General features: G+C 59.1%; 19 protein-coding genes. 7 read left to right on the plus strand and 12 right to left on the minus strand.

Features of this window, described 5'->3' with window-relative positions; genetic code table 11:
* Positions 1–85: 85 nt before the first annotated feature.
* A complete protein-coding gene (locus Spa11_RS09735; RefSeq protein WP_145111438.1) occupies positions 86–1,012 on the minus strand; it encodes an ArdC family protein in 927 nt (308 codons plus the stop codon).
* 374 nt (positions 1,013–1,386) lie between these two features.
* Here Spa11_RS09735 and Spa11_RS09740 point away from each other — a divergent pair, with 374 nt between their 5' ends.
* Positions 1,387–1,803: a DUF6876 family protein gene (locus tag Spa11_RS09740; protein WP_145111441.1), complete on the plus strand. Its 417-nt coding sequence runs from the start codon at positions 1,387–1,389 to the stop codon at positions 1,801–1,803.
* Positions 1,804–1,968: 165 nt separating this feature from the next.
* Here Spa11_RS09740 and Spa11_RS23240 read toward each other — a convergent pair whose 3' ends face one another.
* The gene (locus Spa11_RS23240) at positions 1,969–3,009 is read right to left on the minus strand and encodes a CHAT domain-containing protein (protein WP_145111445.1); all 1,041 of its coding nucleotides are present in this window, start codon (positions 3,007–3,009) and stop codon (positions 1,969–1,971) included.
* Between the two features lie 698 nt (positions 3,010–3,707).
* Between Spa11_RS23240 and Spa11_RS09750 the strand changes: the two genes are divergently transcribed.
* Complete coding sequence (locus tag Spa11_RS09750; RefSeq protein ID WP_145111448.1) at positions 3,708–3,980, plus strand: hypothetical protein; 273 nt, start codon at positions 3,708–3,710, stop codon at positions 3,978–3,980.
* 130 nt (positions 3,981–4,110) lie between these two features.
* Here Spa11_RS09750 and Spa11_RS09755 read toward each other — a convergent pair whose 3' ends face one another.
* A complete protein-coding gene (locus Spa11_RS09755; RefSeq protein WP_145111451.1) occupies positions 4,111–5,196 on the minus strand; it encodes a hypothetical protein in 1,086 nt (361 codons plus the stop codon).
* Between the two features lie 270 nt (positions 5,197–5,466).
* Positions 5,467–6,534, minus strand: coding sequence for an integrase core domain-containing protein (locus Spa11_RS09760; protein ID WP_145111454.1), 1,068 nt, complete (start codon positions 6,532–6,534; stop codon positions 5,467–5,469).
* A gap of 291 nt (positions 6,535–6,825) precedes the next feature.
* Between Spa11_RS09760 and Spa11_RS09765 the strand changes: the two genes are divergently transcribed.
* On the plus strand, positions 6,826–7,113 hold the full coding sequence (locus tag Spa11_RS09765) for a hypothetical protein (protein WP_145111457.1): 288 nt from the start codon (positions 6,826–6,828) through the stop codon (positions 7,111–7,113).
* Between the two features lie 566 nt (positions 7,114–7,679).
* On the opposite strand, the gene Spa11_RS09770 is transcribed toward Spa11_RS09765, so the two are convergent.
* The 6 genes from Spa11_RS09770 to Spa11_RS09795 form a co-directional block, all read right to left on the minus strand.
* Positions 7,680–8,879: a DUF819 family protein gene (locus Spa11_RS09770; protein ID WP_145111460.1), complete on the minus strand. Its 1,200-nt coding sequence runs from the start codon at positions 8,877–8,879 to the stop codon at positions 7,680–7,682.
* Between the two features lie 126 nt (positions 8,880–9,005).
* A complete protein-coding gene (locus tag Spa11_RS09775; protein ID WP_145111464.1) occupies positions 9,006–10,148 on the minus strand; it encodes an aminotransferase class I/II-fold pyridoxal phosphate-dependent enzyme in 1,143 nt (380 codons plus the stop codon).
* Positions 10,149–10,187: 39 nt separating this feature from the next.
* Positions 10,188–11,567 carry an L-serine ammonia-lyase gene (locus Spa11_RS09780; protein WP_145111467.1) on the minus strand — a complete coding sequence of 460 codons (1,380 nt, stop codon included), beginning with the start codon at positions 11,565–11,567 and terminating at the stop codon, positions 10,188–10,190.
* A 138-nt stretch (positions 11,568–11,705) separates the two neighbouring features.
* Positions 11,706–13,466 carry a serine hydrolase domain-containing protein gene (locus tag Spa11_RS09785; protein ID WP_197529867.1) on the minus strand — a complete coding sequence of 587 codons (1,761 nt, stop codon included), beginning with the start codon at positions 13,464–13,466 and terminating at the stop codon, positions 11,706–11,708.
* Positions 13,467–13,507: 41 nt separating this feature from the next.
* Positions 13,508–14,545 carry a dipeptide epimerase gene (locus tag Spa11_RS09790; protein WP_145111472.1) on the minus strand — a complete coding sequence of 346 codons (1,038 nt, stop codon included), beginning with the start codon at positions 14,543–14,545 and terminating at the stop codon, positions 13,508–13,510.
* Positions 14,542–15,597 carry a DUF1611 domain-containing protein gene (locus Spa11_RS09795; protein WP_145111475.1) on the minus strand — a complete coding sequence of 352 codons (1,056 nt, stop codon included), beginning with the start codon at positions 15,595–15,597 and terminating at the stop codon, positions 14,542–14,544. The genes Spa11_RS09790 and Spa11_RS09795 overlap by 4 nt, the downstream gene beginning before the upstream one ends.
* A 366-nt stretch (positions 15,598–15,963) precedes the next feature.
* Here Spa11_RS09795 and Spa11_RS09800 point away from each other — a divergent pair, with 366 nt between their 5' ends.
* A complete protein-coding gene (locus tag Spa11_RS09800; protein ID WP_145111478.1) occupies positions 15,964–17,325 on the plus strand; it encodes a serine hydrolase domain-containing protein in 1,362 nt (453 codons plus the stop codon).
* Here the strand turns inward: Spa11_RS09800 and Spa11_RS09805 are convergent.
* Both Spa11_RS09805 and Spa11_RS09810 read right to left on the minus strand, forming a co-directional pair.
* Positions 17,308–18,528 carry an AraC family transcriptional regulator gene (locus Spa11_RS09805; RefSeq protein ID WP_197529868.1) on the minus strand — a complete coding sequence of 407 codons (1,221 nt, stop codon included), beginning with the start codon at positions 18,526–18,528 and terminating at the stop codon, positions 17,308–17,310. The two genes, Spa11_RS09800 and Spa11_RS09805, sit on opposite strands and share 18 nt — an antisense overlap.
* 81 nt (positions 18,529–18,609) lie before the next feature.
* Positions 18,610–19,704, minus strand: a complete 1,095-nt coding sequence (locus tag Spa11_RS09810; RefSeq protein ID WP_197529869.1) for a XylR family transcriptional regulator — start codon at positions 19,702–19,704, stop codon at positions 18,610–18,612.
* 623 nt (positions 19,705–20,327) lie between these two features.
* Between Spa11_RS09810 and Spa11_RS09815 the strand changes: the two genes are divergently transcribed.
* The 3 genes from Spa11_RS09815 to Spa11_RS09825 all read left to right on the plus strand — a co-directional run bounded on the left by Spa11_RS09815 (position 20,328) and on the right by Spa11_RS09825 (position 23,458).
* Positions 20,328–21,776 carry a hypothetical protein gene (locus Spa11_RS09815; protein ID WP_145111487.1) on the plus strand — a complete coding sequence of 483 codons (1,449 nt, stop codon included), beginning with the start codon at positions 20,328–20,330 and terminating at the stop codon, positions 21,774–21,776.
* Between the two features lie 192 nt (positions 21,777–21,968).
* On the plus strand, positions 21,969–22,997 hold the full coding sequence (locus Spa11_RS09820) for a DUF1559 family PulG-like putative transporter (RefSeq protein WP_145111490.1): 1,029 nt from the start codon (positions 21,969–21,971) through the stop codon (positions 22,995–22,997).
* Positions 22,994–23,458, plus strand: coding sequence for a hypothetical protein (locus tag Spa11_RS09825; protein WP_145111493.1), 465 nt, complete (start codon positions 22,994–22,996; stop codon positions 23,456–23,458). The genes Spa11_RS09820 and Spa11_RS09825 overlap by 4 nt, the downstream gene beginning before the upstream one ends.
* Positions 23,459–23,460 lie beyond the last annotated feature (2 nt).

Here is a 23,460-nt window from a genome sequence, read left to right on the forward strand (position 1 = left end):
TGCAGGTTCTCAACCTTACCAAATCCTGCCACGCTTGAGAATCAGGCGGGCATCGGTGTCAGCCTGGTGTCCCCCAGCCTCACGATTACTTCAGAGCGGGCTCATCAAAGGTTGCGCCCAAGATATGATCCGCCGCCCGCTGACCCTGCCCGGCGGCCTGGACGACCAGCTTCTTGTCATCCTTGAGCTTCTTCTGCCAACCGTCGATGTAAGCGGCTGACTGCTCGATTGTCGGTGGGCTGATGCCGGCGGATGCGCACAGGAACGCCGAGCCCATCTCGGCCACTAGCTCTTCTTTCGAATAGTCGGGCGACCCAAACGGAGCCGGCGCCTCGTCGAAGCCTCGGTTAAGTCGCGACTTGTGCCCGGTTGAGTGCGACAGTTCGTGAAACAGGGTGGCGTAGTAGGATTCCCGGGTTTCAAACCGCTCCGGTGCAGCGATTCGCACGGTGTCGGTCTTCGGGAGGTACATGGCAGCCGAGCCGGTGTGCATCACGAGCGGTCCGCCCGGGTAACTCGTGACGATGCGGTCGGCTTCTTCGATCGGTTTGAAGGGCTCTGCGTCGCCTCCATCAGCGTTTTGGTCCGGTGCCTCGACACCCTCGCACTGCTCGGCGTTGAAGACGTTGTAGTGTCGCAGGACCGGGATGGTGATCTCCTCGCCACTCTCTTTGTCCTTGGTGGCTGCCTGCTTCCAGAACACGACGAGGGTCGACTTCTCACCCTTCTTCACCTTGCCTTGCTGCTTGGTGACTTGGTTGAACGTCGCCCAATAGTCCGACTCGTAGCCGTGAGCCCAGCTCGTCATTGCTAACAAGAAAACGTTGATGCCCCGGTAGTTCTTGCCGGTGGAGAGGCTCTTGGGCATCCCGTCGCCGTTCGCGGATCGCTTAATCGGTTGCCTCCAAGGCGCCACCCCAGTTTCCAGCAGCTCCAAAATGCGGTTGGTCACCTCTTGGTAGATGTCTCGACGAGGCTTGTGCCCGTTCTGTTTCCTATCGCCCCGCTGCACGCCGGCCTACCCGAAGGTGGGCGTGATCGTTTGATTGTCGATAATTGGTGGCACGACTACGCTCCTTGCTACTCAGTTGTTTCTCCCTCTTGGTTGCCATGGATTCGGCACGCAAGTCAAGCGGTTTCTCTTGCCGTTCGTTCTTGCGGGTGTGCTTGCGGGAAGCCTGAGCCCCTCGGCTCTTCTCCTCTACCGGTGTGTGTGAACAGACGCCGGACGATAAGCGAGCGTCGCGAACGGGCGTCAAGGGACGCCTGCAGACGCACGGGGGCATCTTCGGCGTGCCGTTGGCAAACCCTGGACGCCGCCGCTCGGGCCGCTCGCTTGTTTCGCAGGCATCGTTCAAACAACCCCTCAGAAAGGAGGAACCTACGATGTCTCAACACAAACCCTCAGCAACGACCCTGCAGTACGAACTCGGCCAGTTCACCGGCGACCTGGAGCGCTACCGGCACCCGATCAACCGGCGGGTGATCTACACTCCCGGCGTCAAGCACCTCGCCGAGCGGGCCGGAGCCTATTGGCTGATCGACTCGATCGCCAGTTGGATTGGGAGCCACCCATTCAACGTCGCAGTTCGAGAGGACGAGCGGGTACAGTCTCTGCACTTCTGGAAACTCTCGGTCGACCTGGACGAGAGGTCCGCCCTCTTGGCGGCGGTAGCCGACTCGGGGGAGCCGCCCTTCATCACACAGCGCATCCCGTTCACGGACTTTCCGCTAGCGAGCGTTGACGTGTGGGCCGGCTTCGATGGCCAGCACTGGACGCTGTACCTGCCGAGCGAGCACTGACCGGCGGAGCGGCCGGGCCCCTCGCGGGCTCGGTCGTTTCTTCAGTCCTGAGTAGGACTCATACCAAGACACTATAGCAGCGTTACCCAGCTTGCAGTCAGTTCTGAAAAAGCCCCCTCAGGCACCGCCGCGGTAGTCGGTGGCGTTAGAGACGCGCATTCAGGATTACTCTTGTACCCTAGCTGGCTGAACGATGATCAACTGCGTGGCGTCTATGCCATCGGCTACAAACAACTCGGGGATGCTGTCCTCTGGTATGTCTTCCAACATCAAGGCGGCCTTGCCTTGCTCAAAGGCAGTATGAACAGATTTGCCAAACCCGACAGCAGAATAGAACTGTGAAGCAAACACCCTCGCGGCGTCATCGCCAATCGAGTCGTTCATCCCAATTGCTGCTTCTAAGTGGTCGACGACGGCCTCCGCTTGCCCGCGTGAATAGCATGTATTGAAGAACACCAGCCGGATCTTCCCCGAGGATGCTTTCATCATTTGGACGATTGCGGCCAACGAAACGATCTTTGCGTTTCCTTGCTCATCTTGAAAGACAATCTCATCTTGATCCGAGCCATGGCCGCTAAAATGAACAATGGTCGGCTCTACCTCGTTGATTGCCTGCAGGGCGTCGAGCGGACGAACCGCCCATCGTGATTCCAGCCGGACCGAGTCTCGGTGCTGCGACTTGCGGATCATCTCATGAATAGAACGCGCCTCTTCATCGAGTCGCAGTTCATCTTCGTCCAATGGATTGGCGGCAAGGAACAGAACCGCAATAACTTCTGGCAGTCGCTTCAATGCTTCAATGTCTTCCAAGGCGCAGCTTAGAGTGGAGTCGATCTGGTTGATTTTTCGTTTCGTACTGTCTGCGGAGCGTTGCATAGCACGCTCGCGGGTTGACGCCTCCCTTGCTTGCTCTTTCGCGAGTGCCTTCTCTGCGTCGCTGAGCTTCTTCGACTCTTGGGCGCTCTTGCTTTCGATCTTTCCGATGTCGCTCTCCACTTTGGCGAGGTCCTTTGCCGCACGCTCTGCTTCCCGCATTCTCGATTTCAGCGTCGACGGGGTCGACGCCTTAGCCGCGCGTTCGTTCGCGCTGTTCATTTTGGTCGTCAACGACGCCCGTTTGGTTGCGAGCCGACACTTGTCTTTGTTGAGTTGCGCAATACGAGAACGAGACTGCTCTGCTTTGCGGCGATAGTGGTCGGATGACACCTAAATGCCCCGTGCGAATGATGTTTACATGAGCGGCATATTCTTGCCGGAAATTTCTTCGCAGACGAAGGGCCCTTCTTATCAATCCTTTGCTGAAGCGGCTATATGCCGTCGGCGCCGAGAACACACAGACGTGTATCCACGGCACTTCCGAGAATGCCCTCGAAGAACTGAAATCTATCACGATCCCGAACCATTGGAAATGCTTCAATGGCAGCCCTCCTCCGGCGACGTGCCCATCCGCAGCCGCCTGCACGCCAGGCGTTTCTCTGGTCGAAGGGGCTTACATTCCTCGCCGGTGCGGCTTCTCCCTCGCTTCCTATCGCCCCGGCTGCCAGCCAGCCTTAATGAACTGTAAACACTTCTTTGTTCGGTGGTAGTTCTGGCGTCTGCTGGCTCCGCGCATGTCGAGAAGGTTGTCCCTTTGGCCTCGTTCTATCCCGAAGAGCGATCGCCCCGCCTTTCACGCGGCCGGGTGCGTTCGAGGTAGTTGGCTCGTAGGCATTTCTTGCTTTCATGTCAGATTGACTAGCGCTATCCTGTCCCCCGCACCGGTCGAGTCAAACGCCAAAAACAATTTCTCGGGACGCTCGCGCTAGAAATTCTTTTGTGGTCCCTCCGGGCAGACGTTGGACACGCCCGCTTCCGCGGTGGACGGTCGGCTGCGTAGGTCAACTAACAATGAAAGGAGAATGACCATGACGAACCAAACTACTTCCTCGAACGAACCCATCGCCCGCATCAAGGACGGCCTCTTGCAGATCGCCATCTGGAAGAACTCCACCGAGCAGGGACGCCCCTTCTACACGACTTCCGCAGTGGAGCGGAGCTACAAAGACGACAAGGGGGACTACCACGTGACGAACAGCCTTAGTGGTACCCAGCTGCTCCAGGCGGCCAGACTCTACGCCCTGGCGTACGATCAGATCCGCGAGAGGGAGGAAGCCGACTACCAGGCGAGCAAGGCGTAACCCACCTCGCCGACACACCGAGAGCCGCCTGGCGACAGGCGGCTCTTTTTCTGCGCAAGTATGGTCCCGCCGGCGGGAGAAGCCCGCTAGTAAAACCTCGCCGCCAACCAGAGTGCCCCTACACAGCAAACTACAAGCTGCTGCACACTCGGCGTTCCAAGTCCTCGATGAACTCTTCGTTTGTTGGTCTATCGTCTTGGAACCAGCCGCGTTTCGGCGAATCTAGATCGGCTTCGTAGGCCAGGTAGCGTTTCGCGAGTGACGAGGCCATTTCTGACGGCCACGAACGCGCGTACTTGTTACGCACCCACTGTGCCGGCTTGAGTGATGCGTCGCCCGGCTTCGCCAGTAGTTCTCCCGCCACTTGCCGCAACACCTTATCGAAAGTGAAGATCAAGTGGAACGGGTCGCCGGGATTTCGCTTCCCTTCGCTCTCCGCCCAGTTCTCCGCCAACACCAAGTCCCAGGCGGCGTTTTGGCACATAGGAATCACGGTGTTCCTGTCGCATTGATCGATCCCCTTGAGGACTGTTTTCGTGCGACGTGACCCCCAAAGCTGATCCGCAACCAAAAGAGGCGAGGCGCAGAACAGAAAGTCGTCGTACATCCAATCCAAGAGCGCGGAAGCTCTTGCGTGGCGGGTTGCAAGATCGCGCTTCTCTGATAGTCCAGGAGTACAGCGGTGCAATTCGACGATCTTGAGCAGACTTGCATAGGTGAGCCCCCACATTCGCAGCCGCTGTTGGTGGGTCTTGTCGTGCTTCGTGCGTGGAAGCGTGGCGGGGGCCGGAAGCGGCTTTCGACCACGACCCAGAGCCATGTCTGCGAGCTGCTGCGGGTGCAGGTTGTCGAGATGGTAGAAGGCTGCCAATCGGATATCGGGGTCGTCTGAGCCAGTATAAGCGTACTCGTGACTCGCGAAGGTTGGGTTCACCTTCATGTCGAAGGTGATCGCCAGGCACATCAGCGCGGCAGCCTCCTTGGCCGGTTGCGATAACGGGCCAGGGGTGAAGACTCGCAAGAATTGTGACAAGAAGTTCGCGTCAAGGTGCGCGAAAAACTCAGTCCCGTGCCGAACGTGCTCGTGGAAGAACTCTTCCCATTCGCCGTTGCCGAAGTCGGGTAGCGTGGAGACGATTGGCGGCTTGCCCCTGAGCAGGGCTGATAATTGGTCAAGGTCGTCGGTGTTTACTGGGGGCACCCATACAACATTCATCGTGCTCAATCCGTTCTCTGCTAGCAGCGGCCTTCCTCATGACCCACTGACCAAGACATGCCTGTGCAGGTTCGCCTCATTTTGACGGATTGTATCCGATCTTTATGAGCGGGTTGAGCCTACTGGGTGCGTCGCTCGGGCGCAGCACAGGTCGTGATATTCGGCGGTGCTGCCTGCGGCGCAAGAACATAGCGGTTCCAAACGAAGGAGCACGCCACGCACAGACGGCATTCACCGTGGAGGCGTTTGAGCAGCTCCTTTGGGGTGACGCTAAGCCGCTGCTCGCTCGTAGTGCTTGAGTACGCCGCCTAGCCGTTCGCGACACACCACCTGTTCCGCATTCTCCGGCGGGTCGTCTTTATCTGGCCAGATGCCCTGGAGCGGCTTGTTGTCTTTGCGTTGGTGAGGGCGCACCTCGTTGTAGAAGTCTGCATACTCCTTTATCAGGAAATCGAGGTGCCCAAGACCGAACGCGATGAAGCGGTCCAGGCACTCCCGCTTGATCGAGCCGATCCACCGTTCCACGAAGGCGTTCTGGTTGGGCGCGCGTGGGGCGGTAGGTTCGACCGCTACATCCGCTTGTTCAAAGACTTCATCGAACTTCTGACTGAATTTGTAGTCCTTGTCGCGGACGAGGTAGCGGACCGGCAGGCCGGCCTGCTCCGCTTCTTCGAGGAAGGACTGGGCCTGCTCGACCACCCACTGCTCGTCGGGCTGGAAGGTGGCCGGGGAGCACACCACCCGCCGTGAGTCGATGTGTAGGAACGCCAGCGCAAACGACTGCCGCAAGCCGGTTTTGGTGACCACCATCTTGGAGAAGAAGTCGACCTGCCAGAGCGTGTCGGCGTGGACCTTCACGAACTCGGCCCAGGTGCCGCCTCCCCGATCCGGGCTGGGCTGCAGGCCCTCTTCCTTGAGTATCTTCCGCACCGTCGAGCGGCCCGCGCACTGGACGCCGAGCTTCTTCAGTTCGCCGACGATCCGGCCGTACCCCCAGCCGGTTTCTTTAGCCAAGCGGAGGACGATCGCTCGGATCGATTCGGGCGTTCCCTTGCGGCCCATCTTCTTCGCCGGCTGCTGGCCCTGGCTTACTCGCCGTTGCCACCTCTGGTAGGTTCGGGGGCTGACAATAGTAATGAGCTGCAGCACTGCTTTTCCTATGGCCTCCCCCAGCTTCAACAGCCGTTCTCGCTCTTCGTTGTCGAGGAAGATGCGGTCCTTGAGGACGCGCTTGCGGAGCATCTCGTTCTCCGCTTTGAGGAACTCCACCTGGCGACGCAGTTGGTCTTCGCTAGAGCCGGCGAGGAGGAACAATAGTGGAGAGAACCAGCTCGACATCGGCGCCCCAACTCGGCGAAGAACAGACGAAGAATTAGGGGTGACAACCTTTGCGAACCCCTGGTGTTCTACTCATTCTCACCTTCTCGGTGAGCGCCGCAAGCGACTACGGGTTTTCGATGCAAGAGATGCGAAAACCTGCTAACGGATGACAATCGTTGCCATCCGTTGCATGCGAATTGGCTCCGTAGTAAGCTTCATTTTTCGCTATGAATCGAGGGGTATCAGCGCGCGCGGGCCAGTTTCTCATAACCTCGAGGTCGTCGGGTCGGCGACATCGACTTCGTCTGGATGCACCCGCCCTACTGGCGGCAGATCGTCTACAACGACGACCCGCGGTGTCTTTCGACAGCGTTAACGCTCGACGCGTTCTTCGGCAGGCTACGGCTGGTGCTACGCAACTGCCAGAGCGTGCTGACGCGTCGCGGAAAGATCGCGGTCTTGATCGGCGGCTACAGCGAACGCGGCGTCTTCCAGCCGCTCCCCCACCTGACGGGGTTTACCGATCGTCGTTCATCCCAGGGCTGCACGATCAATGCCTCGTGTTCGAGCCGGGTCGTCTGTGACCGGCGCTACTAACTCTGCCACGCCTCGCTGTGCCTCAGCGGGGCGTTTCTACTGCGCGTCGCTACGCGGTTCAACTCCATTGGCTACCATCGACGGGCAAAGCGCCAGAACACCAGTCCGCTAAATGAGAGCCACGCGAAGGCATCCCGCTACAGAAGGTCGGCAGGACATCGGTATGCGGCTATTCATCGCACTGTTAAGCGCTGTCCCATAACCTTGAGGTCGTCGGGTGGTGCCCACTTCGGCTGCCGACCGCAGCTGTTCTGAGTGAGCCATTCGCAGGCAGCTGATTAGCCGTGGCGCGGGCGCAAAGCCTCCTCCCGAGGGCTATCTCTGCTTCCTCTGGCGAGCGAGGCGCAAGTAGTGCTAACCGATATTGAGCTGTGGCCGAAGTCCGTCGCCGCGTTCTGACGGGTGAGCTGAGCCGCCGCCAGGCGGTCCGAGAGTACGACATGAACTATCGGACTGCCGGTCACCGCTTCCGAGCGCGGCTATGCTTTCACGATCGCGAACAAAAATCGCTCGCATGGTACTACTATTCGGGACATGTTAATACTCGATAAGCAGTATCCGAAGCTCTACCGAAGCAGTTCCCCCACCGTGATGCCTAGCATCGTTCCGATCACATAACCCCAGATGCCTACGAGCAACGCCGGCGCTGTCAGTCGATGCCATCCCTTTGCGATCGTCAGCGCGAGAGCCGTCGGCGGCCCACCTAGAGTGGCGCTCACGCAGATCACCAAGTCTTCTAGGTCGATCTTGAAAATTCGCCCCAGGGTTAGCGTCACGACAAGGTTCGTCGTCGCAATTATAAGGCAGAACAGCAGCAATACGGGGGCATTCTGGATGACCGCGGGGATATCCGCGGGAAGTCCAATCGTGAAAAGGAACAGGTACAGCAAAAAGCCGCCGATCGCTTCATAGCCGACGATACGGCTCACCACCGTCGAGAGCACCGTGGCCGCCAGCATCGAGTAGACGGCGATCATCACGAATAGATTGCCGAGTATCGACGCCACAAAGGACGGTGCGAAGCACCTCACGACGAGGCCACTGGTTTGGTTCGCCAGCGCGACCACGATCAACGCGATGGCGATGCTCGCGGAGATATCGCGTATGCCTATTGGCCGACTCCCCCCTCGTTCTCCTTCGCCGGCTTTGTCGTGATCGGACTCTTGTGGAGTTACTTGTCTCACCTGATCAACGAGCGGTGACGTGGCGTAGCGGCGTCGAATCCAAGCGTTACCAGAGATCGAAATGAGCACTAGGAACATCCCCGCCATGATGAAGTTGTCGGCCACCAGCAGCGGGTTCGTTAGGCTCTCACTGACCCCAAAAGTCTCCTTCACGGCAAAAAAGTTCACCCCTCCGCCTATGTAACTCGCCGTCATCAGGGCCGCGACATCGGCGACGTCCTCGATTCTTCGATGCAAGAGGAGAGTAGCAACCGCCGCGCCGAGTATCGTTCCGAGGACGCTGAAGTGGAACGCGAAAAGCATCGAGCCAGAATCCCGAACGATACGGACGAGATTCGCACGCATCAACAGAAGCGGGATCGCCAGTGGCACCAAATAGTCACCCACAAACTCATAACTGGCAGCCTCCGCCGGCATGACGCCTACATTGGAGAGCAGCATGGCGGCGACCAACGCCAGGACGGGGCCGCTGATCGTCGCCGCCCATCTATACGACTGCTCGAGCCAGATCGCCCCTGCCGTGCAAGAGACAATCACCGCCCAGAGCGTCCACGCGTCGTTGGGATGGATCAATGGGTGCATCGGCGCCAACCGAAAGGGGGTGGAATGAGTGGTTTTTAACGGACAACAGCATGCTTGCTGAGCCAATCCGCCTATTGCTGTCACGCCGATGACGGACGGCGCCCGCCCGCAGGTAGGCGGCGCTCGTCAAAGGCGCCGGGCCAAACATCCAGATAGATCACGCAGGTCCGCTTCTGTGTGCGTGGCGAAGACCGCGATCCGCAAGCCCCCGCAGGGACCGAGGCCGGAATATTCTCTTGCGTAGGCGATTAAGACTCCGTCATCCGCCATTCCCTGCTGTATTCGCCGCATGTTGTTTTCGTCCCCTATTGAGAGACCGACGACAGGTGTTGGGATGTCGTCAACTTCGAGGCCCAGGGAACGGAGTCTTTGACGGAGGGATCTCGCATTATGCTGGAGGTGCGTGACCAACTCGGGTGTCGCGGCGACGATTTCGAGCGCTGCGGCGCTCGCCGCAGCCACAGGAGTAGGCGGCGCGCTCGCACCGCTAAAGTAGCGTGACGAGTTTCTTGCTTCCTTGATGAAAGAACGTGAGCCGGCGACGATTCCGCCGTACCCCCCAAAGGCCTTACTCAGCGTGCCAAGCGAATACAGTCGCGTCCCGCTTGGTGGGTCGAGATCGGAGAGAGATTGGTTTACCCGGCTCAACGCGATGCCGTACTGCTGATAAACGCCCCGACCGGTCTCGCCGAGCACCCCGTACGCGTGGCATTCGTCCATGCAGAGCATGGCTCCATCGTACTCCTGGAGCACCTCGATGTACTCTCGAATCGGAACGATCTCGCCGCTAGTGGCAAAGACACCGTCGCACATGACCAATGGCGCATTCCCCGGCTCCGCGTTCGCTCGTAGAGCCTCTTGCAACGCCTGCGTATCGTTGTGGGCGAACCGGACGACAGGCAATCCAGAGCTCTTACAGGCGTCAATAATGCTGTAGTGAGAGTGTTCGTCGAGAAGGACGACTCCAGCCGACTTCGCCAGGACCGATAATACGACCTGGTTGCCCAGATAGCCCGACGCGAAGTAGAAGGCGTCCTCGGCTTCCCAGAATTGAGCCGACTTCTTCTCTACCTCTGCGACGGGGGGCGCGGTCCCGTAGCCCGTACGCGACGTAGCGGTCCCCATGCCGTATTGTCGTGCAGCCTCGCATGACGCCTGGATGAGCCTGGGGTGATTCTGGAGGCCGAGGTAGCCGGTGCCGCAGAAGTAGAGATACTCCCCGTTGTCGATAGTGTTTCGTCGGCCCGGAGCGCCGTGCATCAGATGCATCGTGGGATCTCCCTCTATGGCGGTACGCGTGTCGTCGGGCTAACACTCAGTGAAGGCGACGGCGAGTCCGCCGCGTGAAGTCTCTTTGTACTTCGTCAACATGTCTCGTCCCGTGTCACGCATCGTTCGGATCACCCGATCGAGGCTTACATGATGGGTCCCGTCGCTGTTGAGCGCCATCGTAGAGGCGTTGATCGCCTTGACCGCCGCCATGGCGCAGCGTTCGATGCAAGGGATCTGAACTAGACCGCCGATCGGATCGCAGGTGAGTCCGAGATTGTGTTCCATGCCAATTTCAGCCGCCATTTCTACCTGTTGAGGGGTTCCTCCGAGCGCCTCAACCAACCCTCCCGCCGCCATGGAGCAGGCGACGCCGATCTCTCCCTGACAACCAACTTCGGCTCCGGAAAGCGAGGCGTTCAACTTGTAGAGAATCCCTATAGCACCCGCGGCGAGCAGGAATCGCACGATCCCTTCTTCATTCGCCTGAGGAACAAACTTGACGTAGTAGTGGAGCACGGCGGGGATCACCCCAGCGGCTCCATTGGTCGGCGCCGTCACCACGCGACTGCCAGCGGCGTTCTCTTCAGCCACCGCCATGGCGAACACGTTGACCCACTCCATAATGGCGGTCTGACTCGCCTGATTCTCGCGTTCTCGACGTGCGAGGGAGTCAAAGAGTTCCGGCGCTCGACGGCGGACCTTCAATCCGCCGGGAAGTATCCCCCGCTGATGGAATCCACGCGTCACGCAATCCTGCATTGCCTTCCAAATAGTGAGTAGCCTGGCGTGAGTCTCCGCCTCGCTTCTCCACGTCGATTCAATAGCGAGCATGCAGTCGCTTATCGAGAGTTGCTTGTCGGAGGTGAGTTGCAGCAGTTCCTTCCCCGTCTTGAACGGATAAGCACTACCGCTGACCAAGGGCGTAGCGGAGTCGGCGCGAGCCTTGTCTTCACCGACGACAAAGCCGCCCCCGACTGAGTAGCACTTCGTGACCGCTAACGGCTGGCCGTGCTGGCCAAAAGCTGAGAACTGAATTCCGTTGGGGTGGAATGGCAGAGACTCCTTCCGGAGAAAGAGGAGGTCCGTTTCTTCGCAGAAGGCGATCGTCGGCCCTTCCGGCAGCTGGCACTGTTGCGATTCACGGATCGCTGCGACGCGGCCCTCCATAGTGTCGGGATCGACCGACTCGGGCCGCTCTCCCTCAAGGCCTAGTAGCACTGCTTTGTCGGTGCCGTGTCCTTTGCCTGTAAGGGCCAAGGAGCCATACAGGCGAACCTCTATGCGAACACAGTTACTCAGGTGACAGGCTTCCTTGAGACTCACAATGAATTGGTTGGCGGCCCGCATGGGACCGACCGAGTGCGAACTCGAGGGCCCAATTCCGATGGTAAACAAGTCAAGCACACTAAGGGGCATCTTTTATCCGCATGGGGGTAGGCGAAATCTGTCCGATGGGAGTCGACAGGCGGCGCGGGGATTGCAAACGGCTCGGTGGCGCCACGGATTGTTTCGAAGGAAGGGCCAGCTGTAATCCTCGCTAACTCTCGGGGAGGACTACTCCGTGTCGAGAACCTGAGGCCGAAGCTCACCGCTTGGCGCCTCGGAGGGGTCTACCGCAGTAGTAGGTCGGCGCGGAAACCGTACTCCGCCTGCGATCGCCTGCGTGACGTCCCCCGAGGCATCGCGAACAAAGACGATTTGCTCATCCTTATAGAGTCCTGAGTCGGGAAAGCCGAACCGATCGTTCCCCAGTTCGGTCATCGGGTAATCGTAGAACCATTCGATCAGCGCCCGCAACTTTCCGTGATCCTCGTAGACGTAGAGGACGTTGTGGTCCCATCCGTACTCACCCACAAGGTCAGGGTACGCCCGACTCTTCTCGGGGGAATCCTGAGTGTTGTGGCGCGACCAGATCTGTCCGTCGAGTTTGATCGTCCCCGCCGTCTCGTTCCATTGCAGGGCGGGACCGTGCCTGAGCACGTCATCAATGACTAGGTTCTCGCCTTCCCGCCTGATCTCTCCGAGCGAGTTGCGATACATTACAAATGCCTTGCTTCCTTTACCGACCACTACTATGGACTGTTCTCCGCATCGGTAACGCCCGGCCAACCGGTCGGCTTGGCCCAACGCCAACGATTGGGACGTCTCATACTTCGGCAAGGGATGCCCGGACTTCTGCGCCAGCATCAAACGTAGGGCGTAGTCGCCGATGCGGTTTGCGACACCGTTCGCGCCATCGAGAGCTATCGCCACAACGACGCCTACTTTCTCTTCAGGGATACCTTTGAGGAGCGTCGCGTAACCATAGACCGCCCCGCCGTGCTCAAAGCTGGGATGGCCATCTAGGTCGCCGAGCCGAAATCCAATGCCGTAATCGTGTCCTGGTTGGTGTTCCGGGCTGTCAAACTGAACCATCGACAATAGCACGTCTCGGTCAATCCCAAGTTCAGTGGGAGGCGACTCCTGGAACATCGTGATCAGTAGTTGCGAGAGATCGGTGACCGTGGAGTACAGATTGCCGGCTGGCAGAATGCCCATTTCGAACGCGGGCGCAGGAAACCGTCCGTAGTGGTGGGCCCACATCCATGCTTCAGGTAAGTGCTCCTCGATCGCGGCCGTCGGGCGGAAGGCGCTCGCCTTCATCTTCAGCGGATCGAGAACCGCGCGCTGCAAGTAGTCGTTGTAGGGCTCTCCCGCTACCCGTTCGACGGCGAGGCCCGCGACTGACACGGCCGCATTGGAATACTTGGTCTGCGTGCCCGGTTCGAAAACGATACGGGTGTCGTTGAGCGACGCCACCGTTTCGGCGAGCGACGGAGACGTCGCATCGAAGTAGCTGCCAATTGGCGGCTCCCGCACAACACCCGACTGATGCGACAAGAGAAACCGAAGCGTAATCGCCGTGCCGAACGTATTTGCGGGAGCGAATTCGGTAAGATAGGTCCTCACGTCCTCATCCAGGTCAAGCTTTCCCTCACCGACCAGCCGCATCACCGCCAAGGCATTGAACAGCTTGGAGACCGATCCCACCCGGTAGACCGTGCTTGCAGACGCAGGATTATTGTTGGATCTGTTCTCCGAACCAAACCCAGCGGACCAGACCAAGTGATCACCCGTCACGAGGGCGATGGAGGTCGCCGGCAAGTCCTTGGCGGCGACCTCGTCGCGGATGAAAGTTTTCAGTTGGTCGATCACGGGCGAGTAATCCACCGGGCGCTCCGCCGCCGGGAGATGCGTGCCGACCATGAGAATGACGCCCGCAAAGACGCCGACGTGGTAAGGCACTCGACCGATGAATTCTTTGTCAGAAAACATAATCCAACCCGTAGAGGTAGGTGCTGCTGGTCGCCACCCGATCACATAGTGAAACACGTCTCGTCTCGGAGCACCCCGCCACATCCGGCCCGCCGTGGCCGGGAAACCACGCCTTGCTCGACGGTCACGCCAACCGCCGGGTCGGACGCAAGTAGCAGGGCGCCGTCTAGATCGCAATAATCCAGGAGCGGCAAGAGCTGCGTCGCCGCGGAGATGCCAATCGAACTTTCGACCATACAGCCCACCATCGTCCGGAGGCCAAGCGATCGTGCTTCTTGCAACATTTGTACTGCCGGCGTTAATCCGCCGCACTTGCAAAGCTTGATGTTGACGCCGTGGAAGAGTTCCGCACAGCGCTCGATGTCGGCGGGAACGCAACAGCTCTCGTCGGCGATGATCGGCAATGCGGATTCCTCTCGCACCCATTTATGCTCGGAGGGGGGGGCGTTGGCGGGGAGCGGCTGTTCGATGAACTCCACCCCCAATTGACTAAGCGCCTCCGATTTTTCGACCGTTTCTCTTGAACTCCAGGCGCAGTTGGCGTCAACACGGATGAGCGCGTCCGTGTGCCCACGCAATGCGGCGATGACCTCCAAATCCTGTGAAGTTCCCAGCTTGACCTTGTAGATTCCCCAGCCCGGATTGAGCTGAAACTCTCTGACGACCTGACTAGGAGTCCCGACGCTTAAGGTCCAACTCGAAGGCGGAGGACTGCCCCACGACAGCCCTAGGGTTTCCCAGCAGCACTGCCCCGCTGACTTGGAAAACAAATCGTGTGCGGCCATGTCCAGAGCGGATAACGCGAACAGATCGCCCGCCAAAGTCTCGTTCAGCTCCTTCCAAAGCTGATCACCCGAGGCAAGTGAACACGACTCAACCTCTCGATTGACGCTTTTAAGCGAAGCGACGATCGATTCGACCTTATGCCCGTAGTAGTCGCTTTCGTTGACTTCGCCGTAGCCGACGACTCCCAACAGCTCGAGCCTAACGATCACCGTCCGCTGACTAGTGATCGTGCCACGCGAGATGGTGAAGGGGCGCGCCAGGGGTGAATCGAGGACCTGGATTTCTAACTTCATTGGAGTATCTCGTCTCGGTAACTCAGGACAGCGTCGACTAGCACACCCGCTCCGTCTCGATACACGTCGCATGCTGGAAGCTGAAGCGATTCAGAGACCCTGACGCATTCATGCGCGGCTTCGGATTCACTAAGGCCGTGGCTGTTGATTGCTATTCCGATGACCTTGGCGGCGGCGCGTACGCTCGCGATCCTCTCGTACAGTTCCACCAAACGGATCAGTGGCACAAGCTGCGCGTGAGGAAGACCGAGAACCGCTTTCCGAGCGGGCGCGTAGCACATCACTAGCCCTTGCGGCGCGCAGCCGTGCAGCAGTCCGAGCGTCACACCAGAGAAGCTCGGGTGCGCCAGACTCCCTTGCCCCTCGATCAGTACAAAATCGTGATGCTGTTCCGCGACGACTTGCGATTCGATCGCCCCGCTGATGAAGTCAGCGACCACGGCGTCGACAGGTATGCCTGCGCCGTCGATCATGATTCCCGTTTGGCCCGTGGCCACAAAGCTAGAATCATGGCCGCGCCGTTTAAGTTCACGGTCGATTTCGATCGCCGAGACCATTTTTCCAACGCTGCAGTCTTGTCCGACCGTGTGGATACGCAGATTAGACCTGCGGAAGGCGACGCCGCCAGCTACCCGCGAATGCCCGTTCTTGCGGATGTCGATGATCCGAACATCGTGCCGTTGTGCGAGTTCAGCAAACTCCGGATCTTCGGAGACGAACTCGTGAAGACCGGAGACGATGTCGATCCCACGCCGCAGGCAGCCAGCGATCGCAGGCCGCCACTCGATGGGGAGCTTTCCGCCGGCTGGGGCGATACCGATGAACAGAGCATCTGCCGGGGGGATCTCATCAAGACTACCACAGATCGGAGTTTCACCCCCGGCTCCAAATACCTCCTGACAACGCTTCCCAGCGACGCTGCTGTCGAGGACGGCAGTGACGTGCTCTTGACGATAGCGCAACAAACTAATGGCGGTCTTCGCGAATCCCGAGTTGGCCTGCCCCTCGGTGAAAACGATAATTCGCTGGTAGTTGCGGAGCACCTCCGCCATAACGCCTGACTCAGCACAAGTCCTAAGGGGCGCGTTACCGACTATCTGAGACATTCGCAGTGATTACTTCGAAGGGGGGCAGACACGGGGCAACCTATACGCGGCGCCGTCGATATCCTTGAAGATGACGTTAGCAGAGCCGTACGGCGAGGACGCTATGCTGCAGCGCAAATCTCCTGTAATCCGCGCCCACATTACACGGCGAGGACATCGCACCGTGCTATAAGACTGGGGACACGCTATGGCGGGGAAGCTCGCTCTCACGGGGAGCCCACCTCGACTTTCCCCGTCGGATTTCTCGCAAATCTCAGCCTAGTCACGTGCGGTGCTTTACTATCAAGAATTCGATGTCCCTCTTTATGCTTTATGGTTGAGTTCAAGAGGCTGTTTCGACTCTCCGTCATCCTGCTGGCTGCCCTAGCGCCGCTGGCATGCCTGGGCGATCAAGAGAGTGACAAGAACATCGATACTCCGTCGCCGCTTTCCAGGGACTCGACTACCGCGACTCCACAAGAACGCATCTGGAATGAAATACCCGATGATTGGGAGCCCCCGTTCGAGAAGTATCTTCTCAATCAGTTCGCCAAGCACCAGATCCCCGGCGCATCGATGGCGGTCGTTCGCGATGGGAGGGTGCTATACGCGCGAAACTTTGGATGGGCCGATGTTGGAAACAAAACACCGGTTCAGTCGTGCAGCCTGTTCCGAGTCGCCAGCCTCTCGAAGCCACTGACGGCCACGGCTATCTTCCGTCTCTCTGAATCGGGGAAGCTGGATCTCGACGCCCCTGTGCTTCCCTTGCTGGAAGATACCGACTACTTCCCGCAACAGAACGCCTTGAGTGACGCACGTCTCAAAGACATCACGGTCGAACTCCTCCTTCAACACCGCGCAGGATGGGACCGCGGCATCTCGGGAGATCCTATGTTCGAGTCGGCCCGTGTCGCTCAGGCATTCCGAAAGCGACCACCCGCGAGTCAAATCGACACGATTCGCTACGTGCTGAGCAAGCCACTCGACTTTGAGCCGGGCGAGCGGTACTGCTACTCCAACTTTGGCTATCTACTGCTCGGAAGGATCATTGAGCAAGTGAGCGGCATGGATTACGAAACGTTTGTGCGAGATGAAATCCTTGCTCCGGCAGGCGTCACCGACATGCGGATAGGACACACTTTGTCACAAGGCAAAGATCCGCGAGAAGTAAAGTACTACGACCCCGGGGTTGGCCCGTCGGTCTTTGACCCCGATAGTCAGACGCTAGTTCCCGAACCCTATGGGGTGTGGAACCTGGAAGCGATGGATGCCCACGGGGGATGGATTGCGACCGCCACGGATATGGCGAAGTATGCGTCGACCTACTATGCCGACGCGGTTGGCCCTCCGCGCTCAAACGCGTTGCTCAACGCGACCGTCGCCCGCCCCTCGGGCGCAGCGGGATACGATCCTCAGGGCGCGCCGACCAAGGCGTACTACGGACTGGGGTGGAAGATTCTCACCGACGATCAACATGAGTGGACGCACCTCACCCATCTTGGGTCCCTGCCGGGCTCCAGCACCATGCTGATTTGCCAGAGAGATGGCGTCTGCTACGCGCTGCTCTGCAATGCGAGGAAATCGCCATACACAGATCACTTCTGCAACTCGATCTTCGACGACCTCGTCGCCTTGGTGCAAGAAACCGACTGGCCCACTCCTGCAGAGCTTCCGGCGTCAACTAGTCCGAGATAGACCGTGCAACTTAACGGATCTCCCTGCTCGCAGATCGCTAGGCGTCTTTCCATAAACTTTACGGAAGACGCTCGTTAGGTAGGGGCCACTCGAGAATCCGCATGCAGCGGCTACCCCCGAAACGCTCATCGACGAATTCAGCAGCATCTGACGCGCCTTTTCGACTCGTACACGCCGGATCTCTTCAGCCGGGCTTCGGCCGAACACCTCTCTAAATCGCAACTCCATGGAACGCCGAGACATCCCGGCGACGCGTACCAGGTCTCTTATCTGGAGTTGCCCCGTCGCGTGTTGCTGAATATACCGTTGAACCGACTCCATGCAGGAGTCGCCGATCGCGTTATGGTCGGTCGATCGCCGCGCACAAATACCAAGCGGCGCCAGCAGCTGCGGCTGGCTCGGTGGAGTTCCCGTTCGAACCATCGAGTCAAGGATCTTGCAGGCTTCCCACCCGATCCGATGGCTTGCCAGCTCAATGCTAGACACCGATGGAAGAATCAGGTTGCACAAGAGATCGTCTTCGTCGCCAGAAAGCACAAGGACTTCGCCCGGGACATCGACACCGTGCGACTGGCAGGTTTCGACGAGCTCTCTCGCCGGGTACGGGTCCGACACAAAGACCCCGACGGGCTTCGGCAGGATGCTAAGCTTGGCGGCGATACGTTGACGATCACTTGACCTTTCGGTTCTCGCCGCATCTGCTTCTGAGACGAGGACTTCGCAAGGATAACCTCGGCTGTGCACATAACGCACAAACTCTTCCCCGCGAAGGTCCGCTTCCCGACGAAGCGAGGGGCAATAGGTGGCGAAGTGCGTCACTCGCAAACTTGAGAAGTGCTCGTAAGCCAGACGGGCCCTGGCAAAATTGTCCGTCGCCACGTGCCCCAGCCAACGAGCGTTGTGGAACATACCCGAGATGTTGACGGTAGGCATTCCTCGTCGCCGTAAGTGCTTCAACAGTGAGACGTCTCGTACGAGAGCGATCACGCCATCGCCACTCCATTCCTCTGGTATCCGCAGGCGGCGCTCGGCGTCCCGCGGCGCAATTAAGAGCTCCCAATTTGCCTGGCTTGCGAACCGGGCGATCGCTTGAAGTACGCTTCTTCCCCACGCGTCATCGGCTTCGATCAGGACGGTGATTTGTCTCTTGCGATCGTCAGCATTCATGCCCGACGAGGGGCCTGGAGATTGCGAGTCAGTCATCTTATGCCTCGACATATCGAGTCAACACCTGGGCGATGGGATCACGGCTAATTGGCAAGGAAAGAAATGTGCGCCGGTAGGTTAGCTGTAGCTGTTGCGGTACTTACCTGGTGACAAGCCCATCTCCCTTTTGAACATGACGCCCATGTACTCTGTGTGTTTGAAGCCGGCCAGCCTCGCGATGCCTTCTAGCGACAAATCGGTCATCCGTAGAAGCTCCTTGCATCTGGCGATCTGGACGTTCCTTATTTCGGCTTTGGGTGAGCGGCCGAAATGCTCTCGGAATCCCCGTTCGAGCCAGCTTCTTGAGACGTTCATGTAATCCAGAACGTCCTGGACGGTGACGCCCTCGCAAGCGTGCTCTCTGATATAGCGCAGTGCACGGGCGATTTCGGGATCGGGCACCGCGAAGATATCCGTGGACCGCCGCACCACAATGCCGCGTGATGGTATCTCTGTTACTTCCTCTTCTGCAGCATCAGCGCCCCCCCCGGTCATGATCTGATCTAGTTTTTTCGCCGCCTCAAAGCCGATACGTTCTGGATCGAGGACAATGCTCGACATGGGGGGGTTAGTTAGATTGCATAAGAGTTCGTCGTTGTCGACTCCTAGGACGGCGACCTGCTCGGGAACCATCAATCCAGCGCGCCCACAAGCATCGAGGACGTGGTGCCCTAGTAGGTCATTTGTGGCGAGCACTCCAACGGGCTTCTCTAATTCGGCAAGCCACTCGGCGAGCCGATTCTGATCTTGGTCCCATTTCTGCGCCTGGACTCGGAACGGCTGCTCATAGACAGCGCAGTCGTGGTTTGAAAAGGCTACTTCGCGGGCGTATCCCTCGGCTCGCTGCTGTGACCAATACTGCCCCCGGTAACTGCAGCAGGCGAAATGTTTGAAGCCCCGCTCGATGAAGTGTTGGGCTCCCACACGCCCGCACGCGCTGTCGGCCGAACAGATGCGAGGAAGACCCATACTCGGCTGGAAATTGCTCAAATCGACGGCGGCAATTCCTAAGCTTTGGATGGCCTCTTTTGCGTCGCTGGTGAGCTGACGGGTGATGATCCCGTCCCCGCCCCAGCGTGAGAGAAGACGGCGCACATCACCACCGATCTCGTGTTGCTCGATGTAGATCGACCAGGGTCGGCTGGAAACGAGATAGCTGGAAATCCCCTTCAAGATTCCTCGTCCATAAACACGGGAAGTCTCGACATCAAGGGCAACGCGGGGACGTGGAGCCATTGCTGTGGTCTCTCTGCCAAGTCTTACGAAGGGGGATTGTCGCGCGTCCTAGACGCTGTGCGGCGACATTCCTGGATCAGATGCGGCCGGGAGAATAATTCTCTAGCGAAGAGAGTAAAAGATCTCCGCTGACATAGCAATGCATTCCGAGCGGCCAGCCCGAGCACGCCAGCCACCCAAGCCGCGACCCGCCTATATACGCTGCTTTTTACAGGACGATCGTGACAGTTGCTGCCCGGCGATCCGCTCCATCTCCTTCCTGGCACCTCTGCAAAGAAACTCATGCACCCGGGCACAAAAGCTCCTTTGCTTTCTCCAGGTCGCTTGATACGGTTGGGGGCGTGACGCACGTCTGCCAAGATCATTCGCTTTTCCAGACACGCAATCTCATGGCGGGCGTCCATCTGCGATCCAGCATGGATAGAGACGCTCGCCGGGCTTGAGTTGGCCATGTCGCCGCGTTCGGCGGTGACCGGTGAGGGGGCTATTTCAAAAACGGCCCGCTAGCGCCGGAGCTGTCGGCTACTTTTCTTTTCGGACTAATCAACTAGGAGTCCTCGATGCTTCGAGAAACGCTTCGCTGTGGGTCACTAGCGACCCTGTTGCTTACGGCAATCCCAGCAGCCGACGCCGCGAACCCCATTTCGATCCTGGACGCCTCCTTCGAGTCTGTCACTGTCGATCCCAATACCGAGGTGATCGATGGTCCAAGGGAATGGGGAAGAGGTTGGGGAGGCGGATTTGCGTCCTTGTTCGAGACCCCTAGCCCGCTTTACGCCAATCAGGATGGCAACTACTTAGGCAATATCTTTGTAACGGCAGAAGCGGGATTCGCCGCTCTGTACCAGGATGTCGCCCGGATCGAAGAGGGCACCTATAGCTTTACCATCGGTGTCGGACACGAGCCGGGAGCCGAACCGACCACCGCTCCTTTCAACATCAACTTCGAAGCAGTCGGCTATGGTCTTGGCACTGTGCTGGTGCAAGAAAATTCCTTTCCCACTGGTACATTTAACAGCACCGCTTTGACAGACGTCACGGTCGAATTGGAATTTCCTTCGGGTCACCCGGAGATCGGGAGAACCTTACGCCCTGTCCTACTCGCGACGGGGGCTGATGGTGGGTCTAATCCCGAGGATCCGCGGGCTAGCTATATGATGGATAACGTGCGGGCTACCTTTACTCCAACCTCCGGCCCCGCACGATCTGTCCAAGTGGGCGAGCACTCCTTCGATCCACTCGATTGGAAAGTGCCGGCATCCGGTGGGGCCAACGCAACGCAGTATCGTCCCGCTGAGCCACTTTTCAGCAACCAAGATGGAGATCAGTTTGGCGCCTTAACAGTGCGCGCTGATAGCGGTTGGGGCGCGGCGTTCTACCAAGATACGACGACCATCCAGGAGGGCCTTTACAGCTTGACGGTCGGTGTCGCCCATTTTCCGGGCTACGAGCCCACGACCTCGCCATTCCAAATTAACTTCGAGTCCGTTGCGGCCAACGGCAGTGTGACCCTGCTAGGTGAGAACATTTTCGCCGTGGGGGCGGCGAACAGCGTCGAGTTGACTGATTTGACCGCGACACTCGAGATCCCGCAGGGGCTGCCGAACATCGGCGAGACGCTCCGCCTAGTCCTCCTGGCCACCGGCGCCGACGGCGGATCCAACCCCCTCGCCGACGACCCTCGGGCGATCTATCTGCTAGACAATGTCCGACTTGAGCACGCCCCCGCCTCGGCAGGCCCCCTCGCAGGCGACTTCAATGGCGATGGGTTTGTTAACGCCGCCGACTATACCGTCTGGCGTGACAATCTAGGAGCCGCCGATGAAGCGGCCATCAACGGCGCCGGCAACGGCGTCGATGGCGTCGACCCGGCCGACTACACCGTGTGGCAGGCGAACTACGGGTCCTCTGCGGCGGTTCAGTCACGGGAGATCAGTATCCCAGAACCGGCCGCATTAGCAACGCTTTCGATCGTCATGCTGACGATGGTCGGATACCGCCGCCGTTGATACTTCGATCGATTCAAGTTTGGCGGAGTCGTCGTCCAGCAGCCGGGCGACTTCTAAGATCGTCATCTGCCGCGATCGCTGGTCTCTGCGGTTCGGGGTGGCCGTAGAGACCATGCGATTGCCCGAGTTGCCCGGCGCGTAACGTCGGGGGCGGGGCAACGTCTACCACGAAATGCCGAAGGGAGAGTTACCTTGAAGGACACTTGCAAGACTCCGACACAGTTCTGGAGCGAGCACGAGCGATTGCCTGCTGCAAGACCACCAGCCGCCAGCGGGCGTCGGAGGGCGATGGCGTTCACTCTTGTCGAGCTGCTTGTCGTCATAGCGATCATCGGGATCCTGGTCGCCTTGCTCTTGCCCGCCGTCCAAGCCGCGCGTGAGGCCGCCCGACGCACGCAGTGTATAAATGCTCTGAAACAGGTCGGCCTAGCTCTACAGAACCACCACGCCAGTAAGCAGCACTTTCCTCCAGGCTCGCAGGCAGACAACGAGGCGGAACGTACCGTCGTCCATCAATGGACGATCTACTTGATGCCCTATCTGGAGGAGGCCGCAATCGCCGATCGTTACGATTGGGACTACGGCGATCGGAGTGCAGGCTTTGCGGATAGGAATGGTCCACTATTCCGGACCGACATCAAGGCGCTGCAGTGCCCCAGCGACCAGCACGGCTACGTGAAGGACTGGGGCTGGTCACACTCCAATTACGTCGCCTGCTTTAGCGCGGACGGTTCGTGGGTTGAGCCGGGAGGCTGGTCGGCCGACAACAACATCAACCATCCCTACTACAACCCTTCTGTCGATTCACAACTACGCGCACTGTTCAACTTCAACCGCAGACGGTCCACCAAGCACGTAGTAGATGGCACATCGCACACGTTCGCTTTCTCGGAAGTAATCAGCGGCGCTGACGGCGAGCCGGACTTCCGCGGCACATGGGCGGTGGACCACGGCGTCGCCTACACCCATCGCTTGGGTCCTAATTCGACCCTCGACGACAAGGACGCCTACGGATGCCCCACACAGAAGCGTCCCGAGGCCCCTTGCTCCAGATCGCCAAGCTTTGGCACCGCCTATTGGGCGGCGCGGAGCTTGCATCCAGGTGGCGTAAACGGCGCCCGTGTGGATGGCTCGGTCGCGTTTGTGTCCGACAGCGTCGACACACAACTTTGGATCGCGCTAGGGAGCATCAACGGCGGCGAGGCCGACACCAGCCTATGAACGTACGACACCCACTAGTAGTTGTCTCCACGACCGTTCAGCGCTTTCTGGGCGCCGCTCTGCTCTCAGCTATCATCGGTTGCGGCGGCTCACCGGTACGGCAGATACAAGGGGTCGTCACTTTGGACGGCCAGCCGTTGGAGTCCGGCGAGATCCAGTTTACGCCAACGGCCGGGAGTGTTGGTCCCACCGCTGGATCCTCGATCTCCAATGGCAAATACGTCGTCCCAGCCGTCGAGCAGGGAGTACGCGCCGGAGGCGAGTATCGGGTTTCGATCACATCGATGGCTGCCAGCGGACGTATGGCGCCTGATCCCAATTCGCCGACGGGCCAACGTGAACTGCTCGAGAACATCGTTCCTGATCGCTACAGCACGGGATCGACTCTGTCGATAACGGTCGCCTCGAGTAGCTCGGACAACACTTTTGATTTCCCCCTCACTACTTCATCAGCCGAATAAGG

The organism is Botrimarina mediterranea (assembly GCF_007753265.1).
Lineage (GTDB): Bacteria > Planctomycetota > Planctomycetia > Pirellulales > Lacipirellulaceae > Botrimarina > Botrimarina mediterranea.